This is a genomic window from Nocardia panacis (assembly GCF_003598715.1).
Classification (GTDB): Bacteria; Actinomycetota; Actinomycetes; order Mycobacteriales; family Mycobacteriaceae; genus Nocardia; species Nocardia panacis.
Genome location: NZ_QZFU01000006.1, coordinates 279,391 through 301,711, shown reverse-complemented (window position 1 = coordinate 301,711; position 22,321 = coordinate 279,391). Strand labels below are relative to the sequence as shown.

Sequence of the window (22,321 nt, the reverse complement as noted above, 5' to 3'; positions counted from 1 at the left end):
TGCCAAAATTTATGTGTAACAGGGGACTTCGGTTATCTGCGGCGGAAACAGCTAAACTGCCTGGTCATCTGTTCGCGATTCCGAGGTGTGTGATGCGAGATTTTCGTGGTGGATGGTTGGCGCTCGCGCCGCTGCTGGCCCTGACATTGGGTTTCGGCACGCCCGTCGCTGCGGCCGCGCCCAGATGCGCGCAGGCGAGTGTCGAGGTCGCGCTGCCATCGGGGACGCCGCTGCTCGACTGGTCGGAGAATCTGGTCTACGACGCGCAGGGCAATCTGTGGGTCGCGCGGCTGTATCGCAATGAGGTCCAGCGCTATGACGCCGCGGGCGCGCTGACTGCGCGGGTTCCGGTCGAGGCCCCCGGCGCGCCGCGTTTCGGCCCCGATGGCCTGCTGTATGTGAATTCCGGTGATTCGCTCGCCGGTTCCGGTGGCGCGGGCAGTGTCGTGCGCTTCGATCCCGCCGCCCCGAATCCGGAGACCTTCGCCACCGGACTGACCATGCCCAATGGCGCGGCCTTCGACGCCGAAGGGTACCTGTATGTCGCCGCCGGTTCCGGCGTGGTGCGCATCCGTCGCGACGGCTCCATCGATCGCGACTGGACCGACCGCGCTGTCCATTCGGGCGTGAATGGCATTGTGGTGCAGGGTGATGCACTGCTCGTCAGCGCCAACGGCGGCCCGCTCGGTCAGATCCTGCGCATCCCGATCGCCGATCCCGGTGCGGCGAGCGTGGTGGCCCAAATCCCGTCTCCGGTGCCCGGAGTCGGGGATTTCGCCGACGACATGATCCTCGACGCTGCCGGAACCCTCACCGTCACCACGATTTCCGGTCAACTGGTCCGCGTCGACCCGCGCACCGGCGCGACCTGCACCATCCTGCGCGGCGAGCCGATGACCTCCGCCGCTGCCCGCCCCGACCGTCCCGGCGAACTGCTCGTCGGCACCGAGAGCGGAAATATCCTGCGGATACATCTGCCCGAGGCATAGCGATGCACCGGGCTATCAGCCCAATCGAGCGGACAGTTTGGCACGTGGCCGGGATTCAGTTGGTGTGCTGATCCACCGAGGCCGCCGCCGGGGGTTGCGGACGGGCGGCGGCGGGTGCGGGCTGGGTTTCCGCGAGCGCGGGTTGCGCGATCTGCGGTTCGGGCGCCGGTTGGGGGCTCCCCGGTTGCGGGGCGGTGGTGCCGGTGATGTGGACATCCGGCCCTGGCGCGCCGAACTGTTCGGTGGGGGCGGGAGCGGGCGCGGCCTCGACCGGGACGTCGGGCACCGCGAATGTGCCGACGGTGGGGGTCATGACGCAGAGCGCGCCGGGGAAGTTGATGGTGCCCCACATCGAGGCGAGGACGGTGCCCGGTCCGCTGTTGACGGTCTTGGACAGCGAGGGCAGCCGGTACTCGGTGACATCGTCGAGCGCGTCGATCCCGCTCGCGCCGGTATTCATATTGACCCACGCGACGGTGAGTCCGGACGACAGCGGCAGGCCCGGATGTCCGGGAGTGGCGCTGAAGCGCAGGGTGCCCGGATCGGGGGCGCGGCCCTCGTCCGCATTGGGGCCGGTCGTGGTGACGGCGGCGATGACCGTGGTGATGGGGCCGTTGCTGCCGCAGCCGAAAGTGGGTGCGGCGTAGGCGAACGGTATGTAGGCCGATCCGATGTTCTGCCCGGCGGCGATGGTGACCAGCCTGGTGTACTGCCGCAGCGCTTCGACGCCCGCCTGTTTGTCCGGGTCCTTCTCGGCGATCTCGCCGAGTTTGGTCAGTCCGGATTCGGCAGGCGTGGGCGGGGGCGTGGGTTCGGGCGCGGCCGCGGCCGTGCCGGAGAGGGTCAGAACCGCGCCGACGCCGAGGGAGGTGACTGCCGCCGCGGCGCGCGCGAGGGTTCTGCCGTTCACACGTACTCCTTGTTCACCGAACTCGAGTTCGGATCACCCGATTCCGAGGGCGCCGAACCTGCGGACCCCGATCCGCAGTTTTCCGAGAAGCTACCAGGCGAGGCGTCATCGCGCCGGTCCGAGGTCTCGAGTTGGCGGCGGTAGGGGTGTTTCACCGCGCGTGATCCCGGCGACAGTGCCAGATTACCGGGGGGTAGGTTGGACGAGGACGTACGAGACACACTGGGAGTCGTGTATGAAAATAGTCTTGTCCCCCGAGGAAGTCGCGTTCCGCGACGAATTGCGCACGTTCTACCGCACCGAGATTCCGGCGGAGATCCGTGAGCGCGTCAAATACGGCCGCGAGCTCTCGCGCGCGGATGTCGTCACCGCCCACAGGATCCTCAACGACCACGGACTGGCCGTGCCGAACTGGCCGGTCGAGTGGGGCGGCAAGGACTGGACGCCCATGCAGCGCCACATCTGGCAGGACGAGATGCAGTTGGCCTCGGTGCCCGAACCGCTGACGTTCAACGCCCAGATGGTCGGCCCGGTGATCGCCCACTTCGGCTCGCAGGAGATCAAGCAGCGCTTCCTGCCCGCCACCGCCGCGCTGGATATCTGGTGGTGCCAGGGCTTCTCGGAGCCCGACGCCGGATCGGACCTGGCCTCGCTGCGCACCACGGCGGTGCGCGACGGTGACTCCTACATCGTCAACGGCCAGAAGATCTGGACCACCCTGGCCCAGTACGCCGACTGGATCTTCGCTCTGGTGCGCACCGATCCGGGCGCCTCGAAGAAGCAGGCGGGCATCTCCTTCCTGCTCTTCGATGTGAAATCGCCCGGTGTCACTGTGCGCCCGATCAAGCTGATCGACGGCGGCTACGAGGTGAACGAGGTCTTCTTCGAGAATGTCCGGGTGCCCGCCGATCAGTTGGTCGGCGAGGAGAACAAGGGCTGGACCTACGCGAAATTCCTACTCGGCAACGAGCGCACCGGCATTACCGGTGTCGGTCGCACCAAGGTCAAGATCGGTGTCGCGAAAGAGTACGCGGCGCGGACCAGATCCGGATCCGGCACGCTGCTCGCCGATCCGGTCTTCGCCGCCAGGGTCGCCGAACTCGAGAACGAACTGCTGGCGCTGGAACTGACCCAGTTGCGGGTGGTCTCCAATTCCAGTGACGGCAAGCCGAATCCGGCCTCCTCGGTGCTCAAGCTGCGCGGTTCGGAATTGCAGCAGGCCGCCACCGAACTGCTGCTCGATATCGCCGGCGAGGACGCGCTGCCGGTCGACGCGGACGATATCGCCTCGCCCGATTGGGCACAGCGCAGCGGCCCCGGCTACCTGAACTACCGCAAGACGACCATCTACGGAGGTTCGAGCGAGGTGCAGCGCACCATCATCGCCTCCACGATCCTTGGATTGTGAGGCACGACAATGGATTTCGAACTCACCGAAGAACAGGTCATGCTGCGCGACACGGTGCGCGAACTGCTGGCCCGCAACTATGACCCGGAGTCCAGGCTCGAGGTCACCGATACCGAATTGGGCTGGAGCCGCGACGTGTGGCGGCAGTTGGCCGAACTCGGCGTGCTCGGACTGAGTTTCACCGAGGAGGACGGCGGCGTCGGCGCGGGTCCGGTGGAGACCATGGTGGTGCTCGAGGAGGTGGGCCGCAGGCTGGCCCCCGAGCCGATCCTGGACGCCGTGCTGGTGCCGGGTGGCCTCATCGCCGCGGCGGGCACCGCCGAGCAGCGGCGCACCGTACTGCCCGAGGTCGCCGCGGGCGAGGTGCTGCTCGCCTTCGCCCACAGCGAGCCCGGTGTGCGCTGGCCCGCGACGGACCTGGCCACCACCGCCGTCGAGCAGGGCGACTGGTACACGCTCACGGGTGTGAAGAATCCGGTGCCGCACGGCGATTGCGCCGACAGGCTCGTGGTGAGCGCGACGCTGCCCGGTGGCGGGATCGGGTTGTTCCTGGTGCAAGCCGCTGCGGCGACCCGCACGCCGTACCGCACGGTGGACGGGCGGCGCGGCGCGCAGATCCAATTCGACGCCGCGCCCGCCGAATTGCTCGGCGCGGGCGAGGGCAGCCGGGCGTTGGCGGCCATCGAGGCGTGCGCGCAGGCGAGCCTGTGCGCCGAATCCGTCGGCGCGATGGAGGAGTCGCTGCGCCTCACCGCCGAATACCTCAAGACGCGCAAGCAGTTCGGTGTGCCGCTGGCCAAATTCCAGACCCTCACCCAGCGGGCCGCGAATATGTACGTCTCCCTGGAGTTGGCGCGCAGCATGAGCCTGTACGCCACCGCCGCGCTCGCCGACGGCGCCACCGATCCGGTGCTCTCCTCGCGCGCCAGGTTGCAGGTGGGGCGCGCGGCGCGCCACATCGGGCAGGAGGCGATCCAGATGCACGGCGGTATCGGCGTCACCGCCGAATATCCGGTCGGCCACTACGTGGCCCGGCTGACCGCGATCGGGCGCACGCTCGGCGGGGACCTGGAGCACAGCCGCGTGCTGAGCACCAGGGTCGGCGACTACCTGCTACCGGAGCTGTAGCGGGCGGGGTGGTGCGGGAATTCGATTGGCCCGCACCACCCTCGCCTCACTCGTCCGGATCCGGTTCGGCGGTCGCGTGACTCGACGGCGCGGTCGATCGACCCGCCGGGCGGGTGGTCGTCGGGGCCGAGGTGGTGGGGCGCGGGCGAACCGTGGTGCGGTTCAGCGGTTCGTCGTCGCTCGCGGTGGTGCGCGGGGGCAGCGTGAGCGTCGGGTCGTCGGCCTCGGCGGTGGCGCTCGGCGATCGACCGGGGGTGGTGGTCTCGGTGGTGGAGCCGCCGGAGGGCGGGACCGTGAAATTCGTTTCCTGGCGCGGCATATTCGGCGCCATCCGCCAACTCGGCGACGGCGGAATGATGACCTTGGGCGTGCTGGAGGAGGTCACATCATCGCGCACGGGGGCGGCGGCCAACGCGGGTCCGTTCTTCAAAGGCGGTGGGGCGACATAGGTGTCCTGCCTGCCGACGCCGCACGCGCCGATGAGGATCAGACCCGCGGAGACCGCGCCGACCGCCACTGCCGGACCGATGATCCTGGCCCTGCTGCTGTCCATGGGTGTCGCACTCCTCGTGTGTTTCGAGTCGGGCTCACCTTAGCCGCCCGGTTCGTCGAAGTCTTGAACGCATTCGGTAACCCGTTCGAGATTGAAGCAGATATCGAATTGGTCTCATCGGCGTGTCGCGGGCACGTGTCGTGGTGCAACGCATCGGGCTGGTCGTAGCGTGTGTGATCACAGTTACGCATGAGACGTCGGTAACACGATGAGGGATGCGGTTCGCGCCGCGCTCGACTCCCTTTTCGCCTGCCTATCCGGCGTCATCAAGGAGTGAATGATGGGAGCTTACTCGACAACTCCGCTGGAGGATGTGAACGCCGCGACCCGCGTCGCGTCGAATTCCCCCCGGATCCAACTGTCGAATTCGCCGCGACACCAGGTCTTTCCGATCCTCGCGCGCGCTGTCGCCTGGGTGATCTTCCTCGGCGGCCTCGTCGGCGCGGTCCTCGGACTCGTTGGCCTGCGCGTCGAAATCACCGTGGCGGGCCTGATTCTCGCCTGCACGACGGGACTGATCCTGCTCAAACTGCGCGCCGAATATCACCTGGCCGAGCCGGCCTGACGGTTTCGCGCGCTACGAGTTCGGCGCGCCGACAACCGATATCGCGGGTCGCGTCGAAGGTAGGGCGCGGCTGTTCCCATTGCTGGTGAGGGCGCCGATCAGGGCCAGCAGCAGTAGCACCATGAGCACCGTGCCGACGCAGATGCCGATGATCAAGCCCGCATTGGACTTTCGCGGTGCGGGTGGGCGGGCGTACTGCTGTGGCGACGGGTAGTACGGCTGCGGGATCGGCGGGCCGGTATTCGGACGCGGTGCGGGAGCCGGGGGAATGGGTCGGGTCGGGATAGGCCTGCTCGGAAAGGGCTGAGCCTGACTCGGAAAGGGCTGGGCCTGATTGGGAAAGGGCTGAGCCTGAGTGGGTTGAGCCTGCATCGGCACGGCGGGCGTGGGCATGGTGGAAACGCCGCGCGGATCCAGCGCCTGCCGGGCCGCCGCCGCGAATTCGCCGCAGGAGTCGAAGCGATCCTGCGGCCGCTTGGCCATCGCCTTGGCGAGTACGGCGTCCAACGCGATCGGCAGACCGGGCCGCACGGAACTGAGCGCGGGCGGCGGCGCTTGCAGATGCGCCCGGATGATCTGGGCGGGATTGTTGCCGGGATACGGACTGCCGCCGGTGAACAACCAGAACAGCGAGCAGGCCATCGAGTACTGGTCGGCGCGGTGGTCGAGGGTCGCGCCGCTGAGCTGTTCGGGGGAGGCGTAGGCCAGGGTGGCGGTGAAGGTTCCGGTCTGGGTGAGGTGGCCGGTGTCGTCGCGCAATCGGGCGATACCGAAATCGGTGAGGTAGACCCGTTCACCCCGGCCGCCGCCGGAGCGGGCCAACAGCACATTGGCCGGTTTCACATCGCGGTGCAGCACACCGGCGGTGTGCGCGTAGTCCAGCGCCTCGGCCGTCTCCGTGACGATCTGCACCGCGCGTTCGGGCGGCAGGCGCAGCGGATCGACCGATCCGGCGTCGATGCCGTCGACGTACTGCATGGAGATCCAGAGCTGATCGTTCTCCAGCCCTCGGTCGTAGACGGTGACGATATTCGGATGATCCAGCCGGGACACCAGATCGGCCTCCCGCTCGAATCTGGCCCGAATCTCCTTGTCGTAGAACAGTTCCGGATTCAGCAGTTTGAGCGCGGTATGTCGGGGCAGGCGCGGATGCCGGGCCAGATAGACCGAGCCCATACCGCCGCGACCCAGCGGACGCTCGATGCGATAGCCCGCGAAGACAGCACCGCTGGCCAGCATGTTCCCCACTTCCCGCCGCGGTCGAGCCCCAATCGACCCATCGACCCATCGACCGCTCGAACTATGGCAAACCATAGCAGCCGCCGCGGCAGGGGCGTCAGGGGTCGGGGCTACGCTGACCGGCATGAAGATCGGAGCACACACCCGGCTCGACGGTGATCCCATCGGCTTCGGCGAGCAACTCGGTGCCGAGGTCATCCAGATGTTCGTGGTCGATCCGCAGAGCTGGGACAAACCCGAGCCGCATCCGCGCGCCGCCGAGATCCTGGCCAGCCCGATCGATGTGGTGGTGCATTCCTCCTATCAAATCAATGTGGCGAGTCTGAACAATCGGCTGCGCATGCCCTCGCGCAACGCGGTGGCCCAGCAGGCGCTGGCCGCCGCCGAGTTGGGTGCGTTCGGTCTGGTGGTGCACGGCGGGCATGTCCGTTCCGACGCCGAGATCGAGACCGGAATCGACAACTGGCGCAAGCTGTTCGAGCGTCAGCAGGACAAGGGCGGATTCGCCGTGCCCATCCTGATCGAGAACACGGCGGGCGGAAACCATGCCATGGCGCGGCATTTCGATGCCATCGCCCGGCTCTGGGACGCGGTCGGCGAATTCGGCGCGGGCTTTTGCCTGGACACCTGCCACGCCTGGGCGGGCGGTGAGGACCTGGTCGGCGTGGTGGCGCGGATCCGCGCCATCACCGGCCGCATCGATCTGGTGCACCTGAACTCCTCGCGCGACGAATTCGATTCCGGCGCCGACCGGCACGCCAATTTCGCCGACGGCACCATCGACCCGCAGTTGCTGGCCGAGGTCTGCCGCACGGCGGACGCGCCGGTGGTGCTGGAGACCCCGGCCGACGGGGTCGCCGCGGATCTGGCCTACCTGCGCGAACACCTCGGCTGAGCGGTGTGGGCCTCGGCTGAGTCGAGTGGGCCGGATGGTCCACACTGGTGGCCATGAGTATTCGGCCGCTGGACGGCGTGCGCGTCCTGGAACTCGGCAACTACATCGCCGCGCCGACCGCCGGGCGCATGCTCGGCGATTTCGGGGCCGAGGTGATCAAGGTGGAGCGTCCGGGCGCGGGTGACGAGTTACGCAACTGGCGGCTCTACGGAGGCGATACCTCCATGCTCTATCGCACCATCAATAGGAACAAGAAGTCGATCACGCTGGATCTGCGCACCGAGGCGGGCAGGCGGATCGTGCTCGACCTGGTCCGGCACTGCGATGTGCTGCTGGAGAATTTCCGGCCCGGCATCCTCGAGAAGTGGGGGCTGGGTCCCGAGGAGCTCACGGCGGTCAACCCGGATCTGGTGATCACCCGCATCTCGGCCTACGGGCAGACGGGTCCGATGGCCGAGCGGCCCGGTTTCGCGGCGGTGGCCGAGGCGGTGGGCGGACTGCGCGAACTGGTCGGCGATCCGGATCGTCCTCCGGTGCGCACCGGGGTCTCCATCGGCGATTCCATCGCGGGTATCTACGCCGCGTTCGGCACGGTGATGGCGCTGTTCCGGCGCGAGCGCGTCGGTAAGGCGAGTGTTCCGCTCTCGGAGCGGGTGATCGATGTGGCGCTGAACGAGGCGATCCTGTCGGTCATGGAATCGCTGGTGCCCGACTATCTTGCCTACGGTGTCGAACGCGAACGGGTCGGCGGGCGGGTGGAGGGGATCGCGCCGAGCAACTCCTACCTGTGTAGCGATAGGGCGAGCATCGTCATCGGCGGCAATGCCGATGCCATCTTCCAGCGCTATATGGAGGTCATCGGCAGACCGGATCTGGGGGCCGATCCGGAACTGGCCGACAACGCGGGTCGCTGGAAGCATCGCGACCGGCTCGATGCCGCGATCGGCGAGTGGACCGCGCGCCACACCCGCGACGAGGCGCTGAAACTGTTGGACGCGGCCGGGATTCCGTGCGGACCCATCTACAAGGCCGCCGATATCGTGACCGACGAACAGTATCTGGCGCGCAATATGATTCAGCAGTTCCCGGTGGATACCGGTGCGGCGCAACCGAAGACGGTCGGTTTTCCCGGCATCGTCCCGGTGCTGGGCGGACAGTCGCTGCCGATCCGCACCCTCGGCCCGGATCTCGGCGCACATACTCGGGAGGTGCTCGGGGAACTCCTCGGCATGAGCGAGCGCGAGATCGACGCATTGGAGGCCCGATGAGGCGGCGGGTGCGTCGTAGGCCTGCGGGACGCAGCGTGTGGGAGGTGCGCGCGCCAGGGCACGTGCGTCCCACGGTGCATCCGAATCCGGCGGGCGGACACGAGAAGCCGTGGGGCGGGGTGATGTGCGTGCCGTCGGAGCCCGGTGCGGATCGTCGGACGCTGGGTCCGGCCCGCGAGGATCGATCGTGACCGGGGCGGTCCTGCTGCGCGATGTGACGCTGCGCGACGGCTTGCAGCTGACCGGGAAGCCGCTGCCGACGGCGGCGAAGGTGCGTCTGGTGCGTCGCCTGCTCGCGCTGGGTGTGCCCGCGCTGGAGATCGGGTCCATGGCCCGGCCGGATCTGGTGCCGCCCATGGCCAACACCATGGAGGTCGTCGCGGAGTTGACGCCGGAGGAGTTGGCGCGCTGCTGGGTGTGGGTGGCCACGCCGCGCCATGTCGAGCGGGCGGCGGCGGCCGGTGTGCGGAATTTCCAGTACTGCTTGTCGGTTTCGGATCCGCACAACCTGGCCAATATCGGTCGCACCGCCGAGCAGAGCGTGGCCGCGATGCCCGAGGCGATTCGGGTGGCGCGGGCGGCGGGCGGCGCCATTCAGCTCTGCCTGGCCACCAGTTTCACCTGCCCGTTCGACGGCCCGGTGGCTCCGGAGCGGGTGTTGGCGATCGCGAATGATCCGCGCACCGAGGGCGCGGCCGATATCGTGCTCGCCGACACGCTCGGCCAGGCCCATCCGGTCCAGGTCGGCGCGCTGGTCGCGGCGGTGCGGGAGCGAACGCCGCCGCGCCGCATCGTCTTCCACGGTCACGACACCTGGGGTATGGGTGTGGCCAACACCCTGGCCGCCGTCGCAGCGGGCGCGGAGATGGTGGACGGCTCGCTCGGCGGGCTGGGCGGCTGCCCGTTCGCGCCCGGCGCGAGCGGCAATACCGCCACCGAGGACATCCTGTTCGCTACCCGGCCGGACTGGTGCCCGCCCGGCGTGCTCGCCGATTTGGTGCGCGAGTCCGAGGCACTGCTGGCCGATTTGGGCGAACCGAATCGTTCGCGTGCCGCCGAGGGCGCCAGGTCCAAGGCCGAAGCCTTCGAATGGGTGATCCGGGACTAGGCGCTGTCTGGCACCGATCCCCCTTCGGAATCCGAAGGGGGATCGGCCTTCTCGGATCAGCGTGCGGCGTGCGGCGCGCCCGCGCCCGGATCGATGCGGACCGGTCCGGCCGCGGTGGGTGCGATCGGGAAATCGAAGATCGCGGTCGGGATGTACACGGTGGCACAGGAATTCGGGATATCGACGACGCCGGAGAAGCGGCCCTCGATGGGTGCGGCCCCGAGCAGCAGGTATGCCTGTTCGCGGCTGTAGCCGAATTTGCTGAGGTAGTCGATGGCGTGCAGGCAGGCCCGCTCGAACGACAGTTGCGAATCCAGGTAGCGCTGCTCGCCCGACAGGGTTACCGAGGTGCCCGAGAATGCCAGGTACTCGGTGTAATTGGGTCCCTCGTTGCCGGGCATGAAGAGGGCGTTCTCCGAGACGCCGTAGAGCTCCATTCCGTTCTTGATCAGGTCGACCCGCAGGTCGATGAAGCCGCCCATCTCGATGGCCCCGCAGAAGGTGATCTCGCCGTCGCCCTGCGAGAAGTGCAGGTCGCCGACCGAGAGATTGGCCCCGTCGACGAAGACCGGGTAGAAGACGCGGCTGCCCCTGGTGAAATTCTTGATGTCCTGGTTGCCGCCGTTCTCGCGCGGCGGCGCGGTGCGGGCGGCGGTGGCCGCGACCCGATCGAAATCCGTGCCGGTCAGTGTGCCGAGGATGGCGTCGCGCGGTTCCGGGGGCAGCGCCAGCGGCGGCACCCGCTGCGGGTCGGTCGCGATGAGCGCGGCTTCCCTGGTGTTCCACTTGTTCAGCAGGGCGTGGGAGGGCGCGGTGCCCATCAGACCGGGATGGGTCATCCCGGTGAACTTCACGCCGGGAATGTGGCGCGAGGTGGTGGTGTGTCCGCTGAAGTCCCAGATGGCCTTGTAGGCGTCCGGGAAGTGTTCGGTGAGGAAGCCGCCGCCATTGTCGGTGGGGAAGATGCCGGTGTAGCCCCAGCCCTGTCCGGCCAGCGGGCCGGAGTCCTCCTGCGGAATCGGACCGATATCGAGGATGTCGACGATGAGCAGGTCGCCGGGGCGCGCACCTTCGATGGCGAAGGGGCCGGACAGGCAGTGGACGGTGCTCAGCGGTGCGTTGAGCACGTCCTCGGCCGAATCGTCATTGTGGATCGCGCCGTCGAACCATTCGCGGACGTGCACGCGGAATTCGGCGCCCGGCTTGACGGTGACCGCCGGGGGGATATCGGGATGCCAGCGGTTGTGACCGACTAGCTTCTGCTCGGTGAACCGCTTGGTGGAGTCGAGCGGATACAGCAGTTCTGGCATGGATCTTTCTTCTTTCCTCGATCAGGGACGGGGAAGTTTGCGGTGCAGCGGATTTCGGGTGACCGGTGTGCCGCGACCGGGTGGCGGCGCGTTCACCACCCGCGGTTCGCTCGCGGTGCGCGCGGTGGCCTCCAGCAATCGGGACGCGGCCGATCCGGTATGCAGCAGCGCGCCGCCGCCGAAGCCGCGTCGGCTCGCGCCCGCGCAGGTCGGGCATGGTGCGGTGGCCGGGACCTCGGCCATGGCGTAGCCGGCCTCGAAGCTGCCGCAACCTTCGCAGCGGAAGTGGTAGGTGGGCACATCGCACCTCAATGTTTTCGACCGGGCATATTCCGTACGGAGACGATACAAAGCGGTGGGCATTCCCGTGGCAAATCCGAGGGGTAAATTTCGGATTACGAAGACAGTTCGGCGCGCACGCTGAACTCGAGGTCGTCCGCGCCCGCCAGATACACCGGCTGGGTGGTGTGCGCGCCGCGCACCTTCACCTCGCCGCGCGGTCCGCCGTAGCTCACCAGCCCGGCGCCGCGCTCGATGGCCGCCAGATCCAGGCTGCGCGCGGCCTGCGCCAGCGCGGCGAACAGCAGCAGCCCCTCATAGCAGGATTCGCCGATATTGTTCAGCGCGGGCGCGGCCGGACCGAATTCGCGCAGGTAACGCGCCCCGAAATCCATCCCGGCGGTCGATACCAGACTCTCGAAATAGCCGCTGGCGGTGAACAATCCGCGGGTGCTCTCGGGGCCGCCCGCGTAGAGGACGTCCTCGCCGATCATCATGCTCAAGCGCAGCCGCCGCTCGTCCAGACCCGAGCGGGCGAAGGCGCGATTGAAGGCCGCGCAGTCCGCGCCGACCAGGAACAGCAGCACGCCCTGCGCCGAGGAGTTCCGGATCATCTCCAGCGCCGCACCGAAATCGCGCCCACCCAGCGGCAGGAAGATCTCGCCCACCACGTCGAGTCCGGCGGAAAGGGTGAATTCCCTTGTCGCCCGGGCCGTTTCGCGGGGCCACACATAGTCGTTGCCGACCACGGCCCAGCGGCGCACGCCGTACTCCGCGCGCAGCCAGCGCAGTGCCGGAAACAGTTGGTGCTCAGGGGTTTCGCCGACCATGTAGACGCCGTCGGCATTCTCGCCGCCCTCGTAGAAGGTGGTGTAGATATAGGGCACCCGATGCGCCGTGCGCGGCGTGATCACCTTGCGCGCGTTGGAAAGATGCCAGCCGAGGACACCGTCCACCTGTCCGAGGGAGACCATGCGGTCGATCTGTGCGGCGATGACGGGCAGTGGCGCGCCCGCGTCCACCGGATGCAGGCGGACCTCGCGGTCGAGGATGCCGCCTGCGGCATTGATATCGCCGATCGCCAGGTCGGCGCAGGCTTCGCAGGACGGGCCGAACATACCGGCCGGCCCGCTCAGTGGCACTACCAGGGCCAGGTCGACCGTGTCTCGGCTACGAAATGCGTGCGGCCCCAACGTTGATCACCACCGTATATTTCCGTCCGAATCTTTCTCATACGGCGCAGTCGATATAGTGTGCTCAGGTGGACGACGATAGCACCGCGCTCGTAGAACTGGCGCGATCCGTGCGTCGCGCATCGCAGGAGCTGGACCGGGCCATCGCGACCTGTACGGGGGAACACTCTGTCGGCCGCTGGCACGTCCTTTCCGCGGTAGCCGACGGCGCGGGCCGCTCGATGACCCAACTCACCGAGGCCACCCTGCTGGCGGGCGCGAGCCTCACCCGGCTCATCGACGGCATGATCTCCGACAATCTGGTGCACCGCCGGGTGGACGAGGCCGATCGCCGCCGGGTGCTGGTCTTCCCGACCCGGCGCGGCCTACTCGCCTACCAGGTGATGAATCGGACCCTGGCCGAATCCGGACTCGACGCGTTCGGCGCGGACCGCTCCCGCATGACGCGCACCCTGGACGCCTTCGTGGACCGATTGCACGACACCAGGGGCGCCGCGGCCATCCCCGCGAAGTAGCGCGACCATCCTCGTGGGGTAGCGCGACCATCCCGGTGAGGTAGCGGGATCGTCCCGAAGCCGGGGACCTCCCCGATGGCGCGCACGGTCAATCCTCTACACACTGGACAGCATGACTTCCCAAGCCGTGGGCGTCCCCACCGCAGATTCGACGCGCACCGAGCCCGCCGCGGCCCGCGCCATCGACCTCACCAAGGTCTATGGATCAGGAGATACACAGGTCGCGGCGCTGGCAGGCGTCTCGGTCGAATTCGCGAAAGGGGAGTTCACGGCGATCATGGGTCCCTCGGGATCGGGCAAGTCGACGCTGATGCACTGCCTGGCCGGACTCGACGCGGCCTCCTCGGGGACGGTGCGCATCGGTGAGACCGATCTCACCGACCTGTCCGACAAGCAGATGACGAAGCTGCGTCGGGACCGGATCGGCTTTGTCTTCCAGGCGTTCAACCTGGTGCCGACGCTGACCGCGCTGGAGAACATCACGCTGCCGCTGGATATCGCGGGCCGCAAGCCCGATCAGGACTGGCTCGACACGGTGCTCAAACGTCTCGGCCTGATCGACCGGCTCACCCACCGGCCCAGCGAGCTATCGGGCGGCCAGCAGCAGCGCGTCGCCTGCGCGCGGGCGCTGGCGGGCAAACCGGAGATCATCTTCGGCGACGAGCCCACCGGCAACCTGGATTCGCGCGCCTCGGAGGAGGTGCTCACCATCCTGCGCGCCGCCGTGGACGAATTCGGGCAGACGGTCGTGATCGTCACCCACGAGCCGCACGCGGCGGGTTTCGCCGATCGCGTGGTCTTCCTCGCCGACGGCAGGATCGTCGATGAGATGCGCGATCCGACCGCCGATTCGGTGCTGGACCGGATGAAAGCGTTGGAGCAGGCGTAATGGCTGATCCGATGCGCAAGGTCGCCCTGCGCAACCTGGCCGCGCACAAGGTGCGCCTGGCGCTGACCGTCCTGTCGGTCATTCTCGGCACCGCCTTCATCGCGGGATCGTTCGTCTTCACCGACACCCTTCAGCGGACTTTCGACGGCTTGTTCGCCAATCAGGCCAAGGGCGTCGATGTCCGGGTGAGTCCGCGCGACCGGCAGGCGCAGGGCATCCCCAATGCCGTGGTCGATCAGCTCAACGAACTCGACGGGGTGCGCGCGGTCGCGCCAGGGGTGAACGGTGTGGTCGTCCTGCTCACCCCCGATGGCAAGAAGGCCATCCAGACCGGTGGTGTGCCCAGCGGCGGCAAGTCCTATATCCCGCCCGATCGGGCCGTGGCCGAGCCGGACAAATACGTCCAGGGTGTGCCGCCCGCCCGGCCCGGTGAGGTCGCGATCAATACCGGCGGCGCGGACAAGGCCGGCCTGCACCTCGGTGACCGGACCAAGGTGCTGGTGCCCACTCAGGGCGATAAACCCATCGATCTGCTCGTCACCGGTATCTACGACATTCCGGGTGACACCGGCGGATTCATTCAGCTCCAGTTCACCGATACCCAGGCGCGCCAACTGTTCACCGACGGCTATCGCGTCGCCTATGTCGATATCGCGGCCGCCAACGGCGTCAAGGCCGACACGCTGCGCGATGCCATCGCCAAGAAGTATCCGGACTTCAAGGTGCAGAACGCCGCCCAGGTGCGCGCCGACCTGCGCGACCAGATCTCCACCTCGCTCAACTTCATCAACTACTTCCTGCTCGCCTTCGGCGCGATCGCGCTCATCGTCGGCACCTTCATCATCTACAACACCTTCTCCATGATCGTGGCGCAGCGCCTGCGCGAACTGGCGCTGCTGCGCGCGGTCGGCGCGAGCAGGCGGCAGGTGGGCAATTCGGTGGTGGTCGAGGCGCTGGTCATCGGATTACTCGGCAGCGCGATAGGTTTGGCGGCGGGCGTCGGGCTGGCCTACGGAGTCTCGGCCCTGCTCAACGCCTTCCAGCTCGGACTGCCCACCGGATCGCTCGCGGTGCGCCCGCGCACCATCGTCATCGGACTGCTCGTCGGACTGGTGGTGACGGTGGGCAGCGCCTACGCCCCCGCGCGCCGCGCCGCGCTCATCCCGCCGGTGCAGGCCATGCGCGAGGAATTCGCCGCGCTCGGCGAATCGCTGCGACTGCGCACGCTGATCGGCGCGGCACTCGGCGCGGCGGGTGTGCTCGTGGTGGCGCTCGGCGCGCGCGGCACGGGGAAGACGGCCGCCATCATCGTCGGAATCGGCGCGCTGGCCTTGATTCTCGCGGTGCTGCTGGCCGCGCCCTGGGTGTCGCGCCCGGTCCTGCGGGTGCTCGGCGTATTCACCCGGCCGCTCGGCGCGATCGGACTGATGGCGCGCAACAATGCCGTGCGCAATCCGCGCCGCACCGCCGCCACCGCCTTCGCCCTCACCCTCGGCCTCATGCTGGTTACCGCCATCGCCATGCTCGGCGCATCGGCCAAAGCCAGCATCGGCGTACTCGTCGACAAGGGCGTAAAGGCCGACTATGTGCTGACCGGCCCGCAATTCATCGGCGTTCCGCTCGGTGTGATCGACGCGGCGCGCAAGACGCCGGGCGTGGCCGATGTGGTCGGTTTGCGCGGAGTCTCGATGAAGGCGGGCAACGATCAACTCTTCGGCATCTCACCCGACGGCGACTTGGCGGGCGGGCTGAACTACGACCTGCTCGCGGGGTCCGGCGCGCTCGGCCCCAACGATGTGCTCGTCGCCGAGGAGCAGGCGGCCCAATACGGTTGGCACGTAGGCGAGAAGATCACCTTGAACAGCATGGACGGGAAGCCGCGTTCGCTCACCGTCACCGGCATCTACAAAAAGCAGCCCATGCTCGGATCGTTCCTGCTACCGCCGGATCTGTACTTCGATATCGTGCCGAAGAACTTCCAGCAGACACTGTTCGCGCTGGTCACCGCCAAACCCGGCGCCGACCCCACCCAGTTGCGTGCGGACCTGGAGAAGTCCACCGAGCAGTTCACCATCGTCCAGGTGCAGAATCACGAGGAGTTCAAGGGCTTTCAGGGCCAGCAGATCAACAGGCTGCTCGCCATCCTGTACGGGCTGCTCGCGCTCGCGGTGATCATCGCCATCCTGGGCATCGTGAACACCCTGGCCCTGTCGGTGGTCGAACGGCGCAGGGAGATCGGCATGCTGCGCGCGGTCGGCATGCAGCGCGCGCAGGTGCGCCGCACCATCTACCTGGAATCCATGCTGATCGCCATCTTCGGCGCGCTCGTCGGCATGGCGCTCGGACTCGGACTCGGCGCCGGATTCCTGCGCACGCTGCGCGATCTCGGTCTCGACCAGATCGAGGTGCCGTGGACCCAACTGGTCGTGGTGCTCGTCGCCTCCGGTGTGGTCGGTGTGCTCGCCGCCCTGTGGCCCGGTGTGCGTGCCGCGCGCACCCCACCGTTGGCCGCCATCGCCGACCTGTGATGCCCGTGCGTTAAACGGTTGTGCGCGCGGAGATTACGGATCCATCAAGACTATCGCCGCAGCGCACGGCCGGGTCTATCTTGGACAGGGTCAATAGCGGCGTTGGTGTGGGGGAGGTGGCGGTGGCGTCGGAGGTGATCGGCAAGTACGCCAGGGTGACGGCGGCGATCAAACCGGGTCGTCTCGGCGAGGTCGTCATCGAAATCCGTGCGGGCACAGAGCGATTCCTGGCCCGAGCCGCCGACGAATCCGTCATCCCGCGCCACGCGAGGGTGCTCGTGGTCGGGAGTCTGGGCGGGCGCACCGTAGAAGTCGTAACCGTCTGAACAGAAGGTGGACCGTGGACGTCCTCACCGGGGCCGTTGTCGGGGCGATCGTCGTCGTCGCACTCGCCGCGCTGCTGCTGTTGCGCAGCGCCTGGCGGGTCGCCGAACCCGATGAGGCGCTGATCATCTCGGGATTCCGCGCCGGGCGCGGCGCCTCGATCGATGGGCAGAGCATGGGATTCCGCATTGTCACCGGCCGCGGCAGCCTGGTCGCTCCCGGTCTGACGAAGGTGCGCCGAATCTCGTTGGAGGCGCACGAAAGTCAGATCATGGTGCCGTGCGTGAGCCGGCAGAAGATCAACCTCACCCTGACCGGTGTGGTCATGTACAAGGTCGGCGACGACTATCGGTCCATCGCCAATGCGGCGCGCCGCTTCCTGGACCGTCCCGCCCAGGAACTGGAAACCAAGGTGCAGAACGTCTTCGTCGGACATCTGCGCGCCATCGCGGGCTCCATGACCGTCGAGGACATGATCAGCGACCAGGACAAATTCTCCGAGCAGGTGCGCGACCGCTGCTCGCAGGAGATGGAATCCTTCGGACTCGTCATCGACAGCTTCCAGATCCAGTCCATCGCCAGCGAATCCAATTACATTGCCAACCTGGCCATTCCGCATCAGGCCGAGGTGGAACAGCGGGCCAGGGTGGCGCGGGCCATCGCCGAGCGCGAGGCCATCGCCCAGGAGCAGGCCGCGCAGGCGCAGATCGCGCTGGCCCGCCGCGACACCGAGATCAAGAAGGCCGGATATCAGGCCGAGGTGGACCAGGCCACCGAGGAGGCGGCCCAGCAGGGACCGTTGGCCCAGGCCACCGCACGCCAAGCCGTTGTCGAGGTGGAGACCAAGGTCGCGGAATTGGAGGCGCAGCAGAAGGAACAGCGGCTCCAGGTGGAGATTCGCAAACCCGCCGACGCCGAGGCGTATCGGCAGACCACGCTGGCCACCGCCGCCCGCGACACCCACATCCACCAGGCCGAGGCCTTGGCGCAGGAGACCAGGCTCAGCGCGGAGGCCGCCGCGGCCCGCACCAAACTGGCCGCCGAGGCCGAGGCGTCCGCCATTCGGGTGCGGGCCGCCGCGCAGGCCGAGGCCACCCGCCTCACCGGACAGGCCGAGGCCGACGCGATCAAGGCCAGGGGTCTGGCCGAGGCGGAGTCGATGCGGGCGCGGATGGCGGCCGAGGCCGATGGCATCCGGCAGCGGGCCGAGGCCATGAGCCAGAACCAGGAGGCGGTGATCGCCCAGCAGGTGGCCGAGCGACTGCCCGAGATCGTGGCCGCCGCGGCCGCACCCTTCGAACACATCGGCCAGTTCACCGTGCTCAATGGCGCGCAAGGGGTCACCTCGGCGCTGGCCGAGATCATTCAGCAGGCGGGTGCGCTCACCGGCCTGGCCCGCGAATCGCTGCTGCCCGCCGTGCGGCAGGCGGCCGACGGCGCTGCGGCGGAATAGCCATCAGCCCAATCGATTTCGACTCGCGGTATGGGAATTCGCCCAAGCCGCGAGATCGCCCCGATTGACCGCGACCGCCAACAGATCGGGAAAGGCATCGGGGGTGCAGGCGAAGGCCGGGATGCCGAGCGCGGCCAGCGCGGCGGCATTCTCGTGGTCGTGGGCGGGCGCGCCCGCATCGGACAGGGCCAACAGCGCCAGCACCTGAATTCCGTCCGCGCGCATGGCATTCAAGCGGCGCAGCATCTCCTCGCGCACACCGCCCTCGTAGAGATCGGAGATGAGGATGAACAGGGCGTCGGCGGGACGATCGATCAGACCGCGTCCGTAGGCGAGCGCGCGATTGATATCGGTGCCGCCGCCGAGTTGGGTGCCGAACAGCACCTCCACCGGATCGGCGAGATATTCGGTCAGATCGACGATCTCGGTATCGAAGACATACAGCGAGGTCCGCAGTGCGCGCAGCGAGGCGAGCACCGCGCCGTAGACCGCGGCGTACACCACACTCGCCGCCATCGACCCGGACTGGTCCACCGCCAACACCACATCGCGCCGCACCGCGGACGCCCCGCGACCGTGCCCGACCAACCGCTCCGGCACCACCGTGCGCCGCTCGGGCAGATAGCGGGACAGATTGCGGCGAATCGTGCGATCCCAATCGATATCGCGCGGTCGCGGGCGGGTAGTGCGGGCACTGCGCCGCAGCGCGCCCGAAACCGCACTGACCGTGTGGTCGGCGATGCGGCGCTCGATCTCCCGCACCACCTGTGCCACCACGGATCTGGCGGTGGCCTTCGTCTGCTCCGGCATGATCCGATTCAGACTCAGCAGTGTGCCGACGAGATGCACATCCGGTTGCATCGCCGCCAAAAGCTCGGGCTCCAGCAGCAATTCGCTCAATCCCAGCCGATCGATCGCATCGCGCTGCATCACCTCCACGACGGTGGCCGGGAAATAGGTACGGATATCGCCCAGCCAGCGGGCCACTCTCGGCGCCGACCCACCCAGTCCACCCGCGCGCGCGGCCGGGGCCTCGGGCGCGTTGTATACCGCCGCCAATGCGCGATCCATGCCGAGATCGGTGGCCTCGCGCAAACCGCCGAGCTCGGGTTCGGCAGCCGCTCCGAGTAGTAGGCGCCAGCGGCGGGCGTGATCGTCATCGGTGGTCATGGACGTGCTCCCGGCTCTCCGATCGGGCTTCTACAGTGGGCTCCGGCTGGGGCCGGCTCGAATTCGACCGTCGCGCAGGCAACTGTCCGCGCGGGCGCGGGTGTCCGAGATCGGTGGTCATGGCCGAGCTCCGAGGACGAGGTTGGCGGCAGTCAGGGCGAGTGCGCCACGCTCGGAGTCGAATTCTGCCGGGACGACCTTTGAGGCACTATCGCCGACGGCTCGGCCGATGGCGCGGCGTTCGCCGGATTCGAAGGTGCCGAACGTGCGGCGCAGCAGGGGCAATACCGCGACGAACTCGTCCTCGGTGAGGTCGCGTAGCCAGGAGTCGATGCGGCGCAGCAGCTCTCGATCGTGGACCAGAAGCAGGCCGCGCCCGCCGACGAAGCCGTCGATCCACGCGGCCTTCGCCGCAGGCGCACCGCCGACCGAAAGGGCAGCGGAAAGCCTTCGGACACAGTCGGCTCCGTCGATCAGACCGGCATCGCCGAGCAGGCGCACCGCGCGGCCGATCAGCGCGCCGTGCGCGTCGTCGCGGTCCGCGAGGCGGTGCAGCGCGGCGAACCAGCGTTCGGTCGCGGCGGAATCTTCGCGAATGTGGATGGCGGTGTGCACGGCAGCCAATTGGGCGCGCAATGCCAGGGCCGCTTCGGTATCGAGCCCTGTGACCGCGCCCGGCAAGCCCGCGCAGACGCGAACGAGCAGACCATCCGCGACTCGCGCCAGTGCCGCGCGATCGGTGCCGCGCACATCGCCGTAACGCAGGGTGCGAATGAGATCGGGCAGGGCGGCCAACAGGTGCGTCACATCGTGATCGAGCGCCGCGACCGATTCCAGCCGGGCCAGCAGAGGACCCAGCGCGCCGTCCAGATCCGCCAGTAGCGCCAGTTCCAGCGCTTCGGCGAGTTCGGCGACCGTGATCGACGGGCCGCCGATCAGCTCGAGAAGTCTGGTCTGGGCCGCCGACCTTACGGTGGTGCCCCAACGGGACGCCTCAACGACCGCCACCGCGAATTCCGGCTTCCAGCACAGCGACCAGGTCTCCCGGAATGTGCCGGTGGCGCGGACCGCGCCGGATCTCGGTCGCCCCCAACCGATATCGAGCAGGCGCAGCCGATGCAGCAGCCGGGAGCGCTCGACATCGCGCTCGCGCCGCAGATCCAGTTCCAGCGCTCGTGGTTCCGGATCGGGTTTGAGCCGCAGCGTGCGGCCGAGCGCCCGCAGATCGGCCGCCAACGGGACGGTCGGCGCATCGGCGGGCACGGTCCCCAGTGCCTCACCGACCACCAGATCGGCGGCCACCCACCGCACCACCGTCTCATCGCCGCCGCACAGGACCGCCAGCGTCGCGTCGGTGACCTCCGACAGCCCCGCCAGGGGCCTACCCCGCAGCCCGGCCAAAGCCTCGGCCAGCCGGACGGATTCGATGACATCGGCACTGGACACCGGAAGATCGCGAGCGCGCAGCACACCCGCGACCCTGGTCATCCACCGGACGATCGGCCGCTCCGTCTCGGTGAACAGATGGTGGTACCACCCCGGCGCGTCGACTCCCGCACCGTATCCGGACGCGGTGGCCAGTCGCGAATGCGTCCATGGCGTCCAACTCAGCGCGACCCGCGTCTTCGGCAATCCCTTGAGCAGTCGGGCATCCGGGGCGGCAGGCCCGAGTGTGCCCGCCAGGGCAGGCGCATGCCACGCGCCGCACACCACGGCTACCCGCCGCGCCCCATCTTTCAGCGCTTTGCGCAGACACTGCCGCATGTACGCTTCGCGCCGCAGGGTGTGCGCGTCGACGCGCAGCCGTCGGCGCATGACATCCGGTGCCGGATCGGTCGCCTCGGCAACCGAATCAGGTGCAACCCCAATGGAATCCGAGCCGGAACGGATACTGCCGCACTCCGCGGAGCCGGGCTCGAGGCCAGCCGCATCGAGCGGGTTCCCGGCGTATTCGGCCCTGCCCCCAAGAAGATCGGGTGCAGTCCCGGCGAGTTCGGGCTCGGCACCGGCGGTGTTGGACGCAATAGGCACGGGATCGCGTTCGGCCGCCGCGCGCAGGGCGGTCATGGCCTCGAGAATGGCATCGAAGACCGCCGAGTCGGGGACGGATTCGACCACGGCGTCCCACCAGCGCTCGGCATCGTCGTAGCCCGCCGCTGCGGCGAGTTCGGTCAGCGGGTCGACAGTATCGCCGGATTCGTCTTCCAAGGCGAGGGCGGTAGCGGCGGGCAGGTCGCAGAAGCGAACGGGGACACCGTGTTCGGTGGCGTAGCGAAGGGCCTGCCACTCCGGGGAAAAGACGGCGAACGGCCAAAAGGCGGCGCGGGTGGGGGTATCGGGCGCGTAGGCGAGCAGTGCGACGGGAGGTGTCATGTCGGCGGCGGCTACGTAGGCGACCAAAGGATCGGCGTCGGAAGGGCCTTCGATGAGTATCTTGTCCGGCTGGAAGTCGGCCAAGGCTCGGCGCAGTGCCCGAGCCGTGCCGGGACCGTGGTGCCGGATGCCGAATACCCGTGTGACCAGGGTGCCCTCCGGCGCCACGACCCGACCGGTGCGGGCGTCATCGGTGGAGTCGGGGCGGATACTCGGCGCCTGTT

General features: G+C 68.2%; 21 protein-coding genes. 13 read left to right on the top strand and 8 right to left on the bottom strand.

Going from position 1 to position 22,321, the window contains the following annotated elements; genetic code table 11:
- Positions 1–92: 92 nt before the first annotated feature.
- Positions 93–989, top strand: a complete 897-nt coding sequence (locus D5S18_RS01765; protein ID WP_239003468.1) for an SMP-30/gluconolactonase/LRE family protein — start codon at positions 93–95, stop codon at positions 987–989.
- A gap of 55 nt (positions 990–1,044) precedes the next feature.
- On the opposite strand, the gene D5S18_RS01760 is transcribed toward D5S18_RS01765, so the two are convergent.
- On the bottom strand, positions 1,045–1,899 hold the full coding sequence (locus tag D5S18_RS01760) for a hypothetical protein (protein ID WP_120037202.1): 855 nt from the start codon (positions 1,897–1,899) through the stop codon (positions 1,045–1,047).
- 235 nt (positions 1,900–2,134) lie between these two features.
- On the opposite strand from D5S18_RS01760, the gene D5S18_RS01755 reads away from it, so the two are divergent.
- Positions 2,135–3,307 carry an acyl-CoA dehydrogenase family protein gene (locus tag D5S18_RS01755; protein WP_120037201.1) on the top strand — a complete coding sequence of 391 codons (1,173 nt, stop codon included), beginning with the start codon at positions 2,135–2,137 and terminating at the stop codon, positions 3,305–3,307.
- A 9-nt stretch (positions 3,308–3,316) separates the two neighbouring features.
- Positions 3,317–4,435, top strand: a complete 1,119-nt coding sequence (locus D5S18_RS01750; RefSeq protein ID WP_120037199.1) for an acyl-CoA dehydrogenase family protein — start codon at positions 3,317–3,319, stop codon at positions 4,433–4,435.
- Between the two features lie 46 nt (positions 4,436–4,481).
- Here the strand turns inward: D5S18_RS01750 and D5S18_RS01745 are convergent, their stop codons facing one another.
- Positions 4,482–4,988 carry a hypothetical protein gene (locus D5S18_RS01745; protein ID WP_120037197.1) on the bottom strand — a complete coding sequence of 169 codons (507 nt, stop codon included), beginning with the start codon at positions 4,986–4,988 and terminating at the stop codon, positions 4,482–4,484.
- A 280-nt stretch (positions 4,989–5,268) separates the two neighbouring features.
- On the opposite strand from D5S18_RS01745, the gene D5S18_RS01740 reads away from it, so the two are divergent.
- On the top strand, positions 5,269–5,553 hold the full coding sequence (locus D5S18_RS01740; RefSeq protein ID WP_147403812.1) for a hypothetical protein: 285 nt from the start codon (positions 5,269–5,271) through the stop codon (positions 5,551–5,553).
- Positions 5,554–5,565: 12 nt separating this feature from the next.
- Here D5S18_RS01740 and D5S18_RS01735 read toward each other — a convergent pair whose 3' ends face one another.
- On the bottom strand, positions 5,566–6,792 hold the full coding sequence (locus D5S18_RS01735; RefSeq protein ID WP_120037193.1) for a serine/threonine-protein kinase: 1,227 nt from the start codon (positions 6,790–6,792) through the stop codon (positions 5,566–5,568).
- A 124-nt stretch (positions 6,793–6,916) separates the two neighbouring features.
- On the opposite strand from D5S18_RS01735, the gene D5S18_RS01730 reads away from it, so the two are divergent.
- Genes D5S18_RS01730 through D5S18_RS01720 form a run of 4 tightly spaced genes read left to right on the top strand, consistent with a single transcriptional unit; the run spans position 6,917 to position 10,063 of the window.
- Entirely contained in the window at positions 6,917–7,687 is a 771-nt protein-coding gene (locus D5S18_RS01730; RefSeq protein WP_120037191.1) for a deoxyribonuclease IV, read from the top strand.
- Positions 7,688–7,740: 53 nt separating this feature from the next.
- The gene (locus D5S18_RS01725; RefSeq protein ID WP_120037189.1) at positions 7,741–8,955 is read left to right on the top strand and encodes a CaiB/BaiF CoA transferase family protein; all 1,215 of its coding nucleotides are present in this window, start codon (positions 7,741–7,743) and stop codon (positions 8,953–8,955) included.
- The gene (locus D5S18_RS34310; protein WP_147403811.1) at positions 8,952–9,146 is read left to right on the top strand and encodes a hypothetical protein; all 195 of its coding nucleotides are present in this window, start codon (positions 8,952–8,954) and stop codon (positions 9,144–9,146) included. Before D5S18_RS01725 ends, D5S18_RS34310 begins: the two co-directional genes overlap by 4 nt.
- Complete coding sequence (locus D5S18_RS01720) at positions 9,143–10,063, top strand: hydroxymethylglutaryl-CoA lyase (protein ID WP_120037186.1); 921 nt, start codon at positions 9,143–9,145, stop codon at positions 10,061–10,063. Before D5S18_RS34310 ends, D5S18_RS01720 begins: the two co-directional genes overlap by 4 nt.
- A 56-nt stretch (positions 10,064–10,119) precedes the next feature.
- Here the strand turns inward: D5S18_RS01720 and fmdA are convergent, their stop codons facing one another.
- From fmdA to D5S18_RS01705, 3 genes are all read right to left on the bottom strand, one after another.
- Entirely contained in the window at positions 10,120–11,373 is a 1,254-nt protein-coding gene (fmdA, locus tag D5S18_RS01715; RefSeq protein ID WP_120037184.1) for a formamidase, read from the bottom strand.
- Positions 11,374–11,394: 21 nt separating this feature from the next.
- On the bottom strand, positions 11,395–11,673 hold the full coding sequence (locus D5S18_RS01710) for an FmdB family zinc ribbon protein (RefSeq protein WP_203236531.1): 279 nt from the start codon (positions 11,671–11,673) through the stop codon (positions 11,395–11,397).
- Between the two features lie 95 nt (positions 11,674–11,768).
- Complete coding sequence (locus tag D5S18_RS01705; RefSeq protein WP_282434814.1) at positions 11,769–12,845, bottom strand: substrate-binding domain-containing protein; 1,077 nt, start codon at positions 12,843–12,845, stop codon at positions 11,769–11,771.
- A gap of 68 nt (positions 12,846–12,913) precedes the next feature.
- Here D5S18_RS01705 and D5S18_RS01700 point away from each other — a divergent pair, with 68 nt between their 5' ends.
- From D5S18_RS01700 to D5S18_RS01680, 5 genes are all read left to right on the top strand, one after another.
- A complete protein-coding gene (locus tag D5S18_RS01700) occupies positions 12,914–13,360 on the top strand; it encodes a MarR family winged helix-turn-helix transcriptional regulator (protein WP_120037180.1) in 447 nt (148 codons plus the stop codon).
- A gap of 112 nt (positions 13,361–13,472) precedes the next feature.
- Positions 13,473–14,249 (top strand): ABC transporter ATP-binding protein, encoded by a 777-nt coding sequence (locus D5S18_RS01695; protein ID WP_120037178.1) that lies wholly within the window; start codon positions 13,473–13,475, stop codon positions 14,247–14,249.
- The gene (locus tag D5S18_RS01690; protein WP_239003466.1) at positions 14,249–16,777 is read left to right on the top strand and encodes an ABC transporter permease; all 2,529 of its coding nucleotides are present in this window, start codon (positions 14,249–14,251) and stop codon (positions 16,775–16,777) included. The genes D5S18_RS01695 and D5S18_RS01690 overlap by 1 nt, the downstream gene beginning before the upstream one ends.
- Positions 16,778–16,899: 122 nt before the next feature.
- Complete coding sequence (locus D5S18_RS01685) at positions 16,900–17,103, top strand: NfeD C-terminal domain-containing protein (RefSeq protein ID WP_239003465.1); 204 nt, start codon at positions 16,900–16,902, stop codon at positions 17,101–17,103.
- Between the two features lie 14 nt (positions 17,104–17,117).
- Positions 17,118–18,554 (top strand): SPFH domain-containing protein, encoded by a 1,437-nt coding sequence (locus tag D5S18_RS01680; RefSeq protein WP_120037176.1) that lies wholly within the window; start codon positions 17,118–17,120, stop codon positions 18,552–18,554.
- 3 nt (positions 18,555–18,557) lie between these two features.
- On the opposite strand, the gene D5S18_RS01675 is transcribed toward D5S18_RS01680, so the two are convergent.
- Together D5S18_RS01675 and D5S18_RS01670 are read right to left on the bottom strand one after the other, a co-directional pair.
- Positions 18,558–19,724 carry a VWA domain-containing protein gene (locus D5S18_RS01675; protein ID WP_120037174.1) on the bottom strand — a complete coding sequence of 389 codons (1,167 nt, stop codon included), beginning with the start codon at positions 19,722–19,724 and terminating at the stop codon, positions 18,558–18,560.
- A gap of 117 nt (positions 19,725–19,841) precedes the next feature.
- Positions 19,842–22,265, bottom strand: coding sequence for a DUF5682 family protein (locus D5S18_RS01670; RefSeq protein WP_120037369.1), 2,424 nt, complete (start codon positions 22,263–22,265; stop codon positions 19,842–19,844).
- Positions 22,266–22,321: the final 56 nt, after the last annotated feature.

Excerpts from the sequence above, each read along its gene's own strand:
- D5S18_RS01750 (WP_120037199.1), top strand. The coding sequence starts at position 3,317 with ATGGATTTCGAACTCACCGAAGAACAGGTCATGCTGCGCGACACGGTG.
- fmdA (WP_120037184.1), bottom strand. The coding sequence starts at position 11,373 with ATGCCAGAACTGCTGTATCCGCTCGACTCCACCAAGCGGTTCACCGAG.
- D5S18_RS01765 (WP_239003468.1), top strand. The coding sequence starts at position 93 with ATGCGAGATTTTCGTGGTGGATGGTTGGCGCTCGCGCCGCTGCTGGCC.
- D5S18_RS34310 (WP_147403811.1), top strand. The coding sequence starts at position 8,952 with ATGAGGCGGCGGGTGCGTCGTAGGCCTGCGGGACGCAGCGTGTGGGAG.
- D5S18_RS01690 (WP_239003466.1), top strand. The coding sequence starts at position 14,249 with ATGGCTGATCCGATGCGCAAGGTCGCCCTGCGCAACCTGGCCGCGCAC.
- D5S18_RS01675 (WP_120037174.1), bottom strand. The coding sequence starts at position 19,724 with ATGACCACCGATGACGATCACGCCCGCCGCTGGCGCCTACTACTCGGA.
- D5S18_RS01735 (WP_120037193.1), bottom strand. The coding sequence starts at position 6,792 with ATGCTGGCCAGCGGTGCTGTCTTCGCGGGCTATCGCATCGAGCGTCCG.
- D5S18_RS01745 (WP_120037197.1), bottom strand. The coding sequence starts at position 4,988 with ATGGACAGCAGCAGGGCCAGGATCATCGGTCCGGCAGTGGCGGTCGGC.
- D5S18_RS01755 (WP_120037201.1), top strand. The coding sequence starts at position 2,135 with ATGAAAATAGTCTTGTCCCCCGAGGAAGTCGCGTTCCGCGACGAATTG.
- D5S18_RS01730 (WP_120037191.1), top strand. The coding sequence starts at position 6,917 with ATGAAGATCGGAGCACACACCCGGCTCGACGGTGATCCCATCGGCTTC.
- D5S18_RS01695 (WP_120037178.1), top strand. The coding sequence starts at position 13,473 with ATGACTTCCCAAGCCGTGGGCGTCCCCACCGCAGATTCGACGCGCACC.
- D5S18_RS01725 (WP_120037189.1), top strand. The coding sequence starts at position 7,741 with ATGAGTATTCGGCCGCTGGACGGCGTGCGCGTCCTGGAACTCGGCAAC.
- D5S18_RS01740 (WP_147403812.1), top strand. The coding sequence starts at position 5,269 with ATGGGAGCTTACTCGACAACTCCGCTGGAGGATGTGAACGCCGCGACC.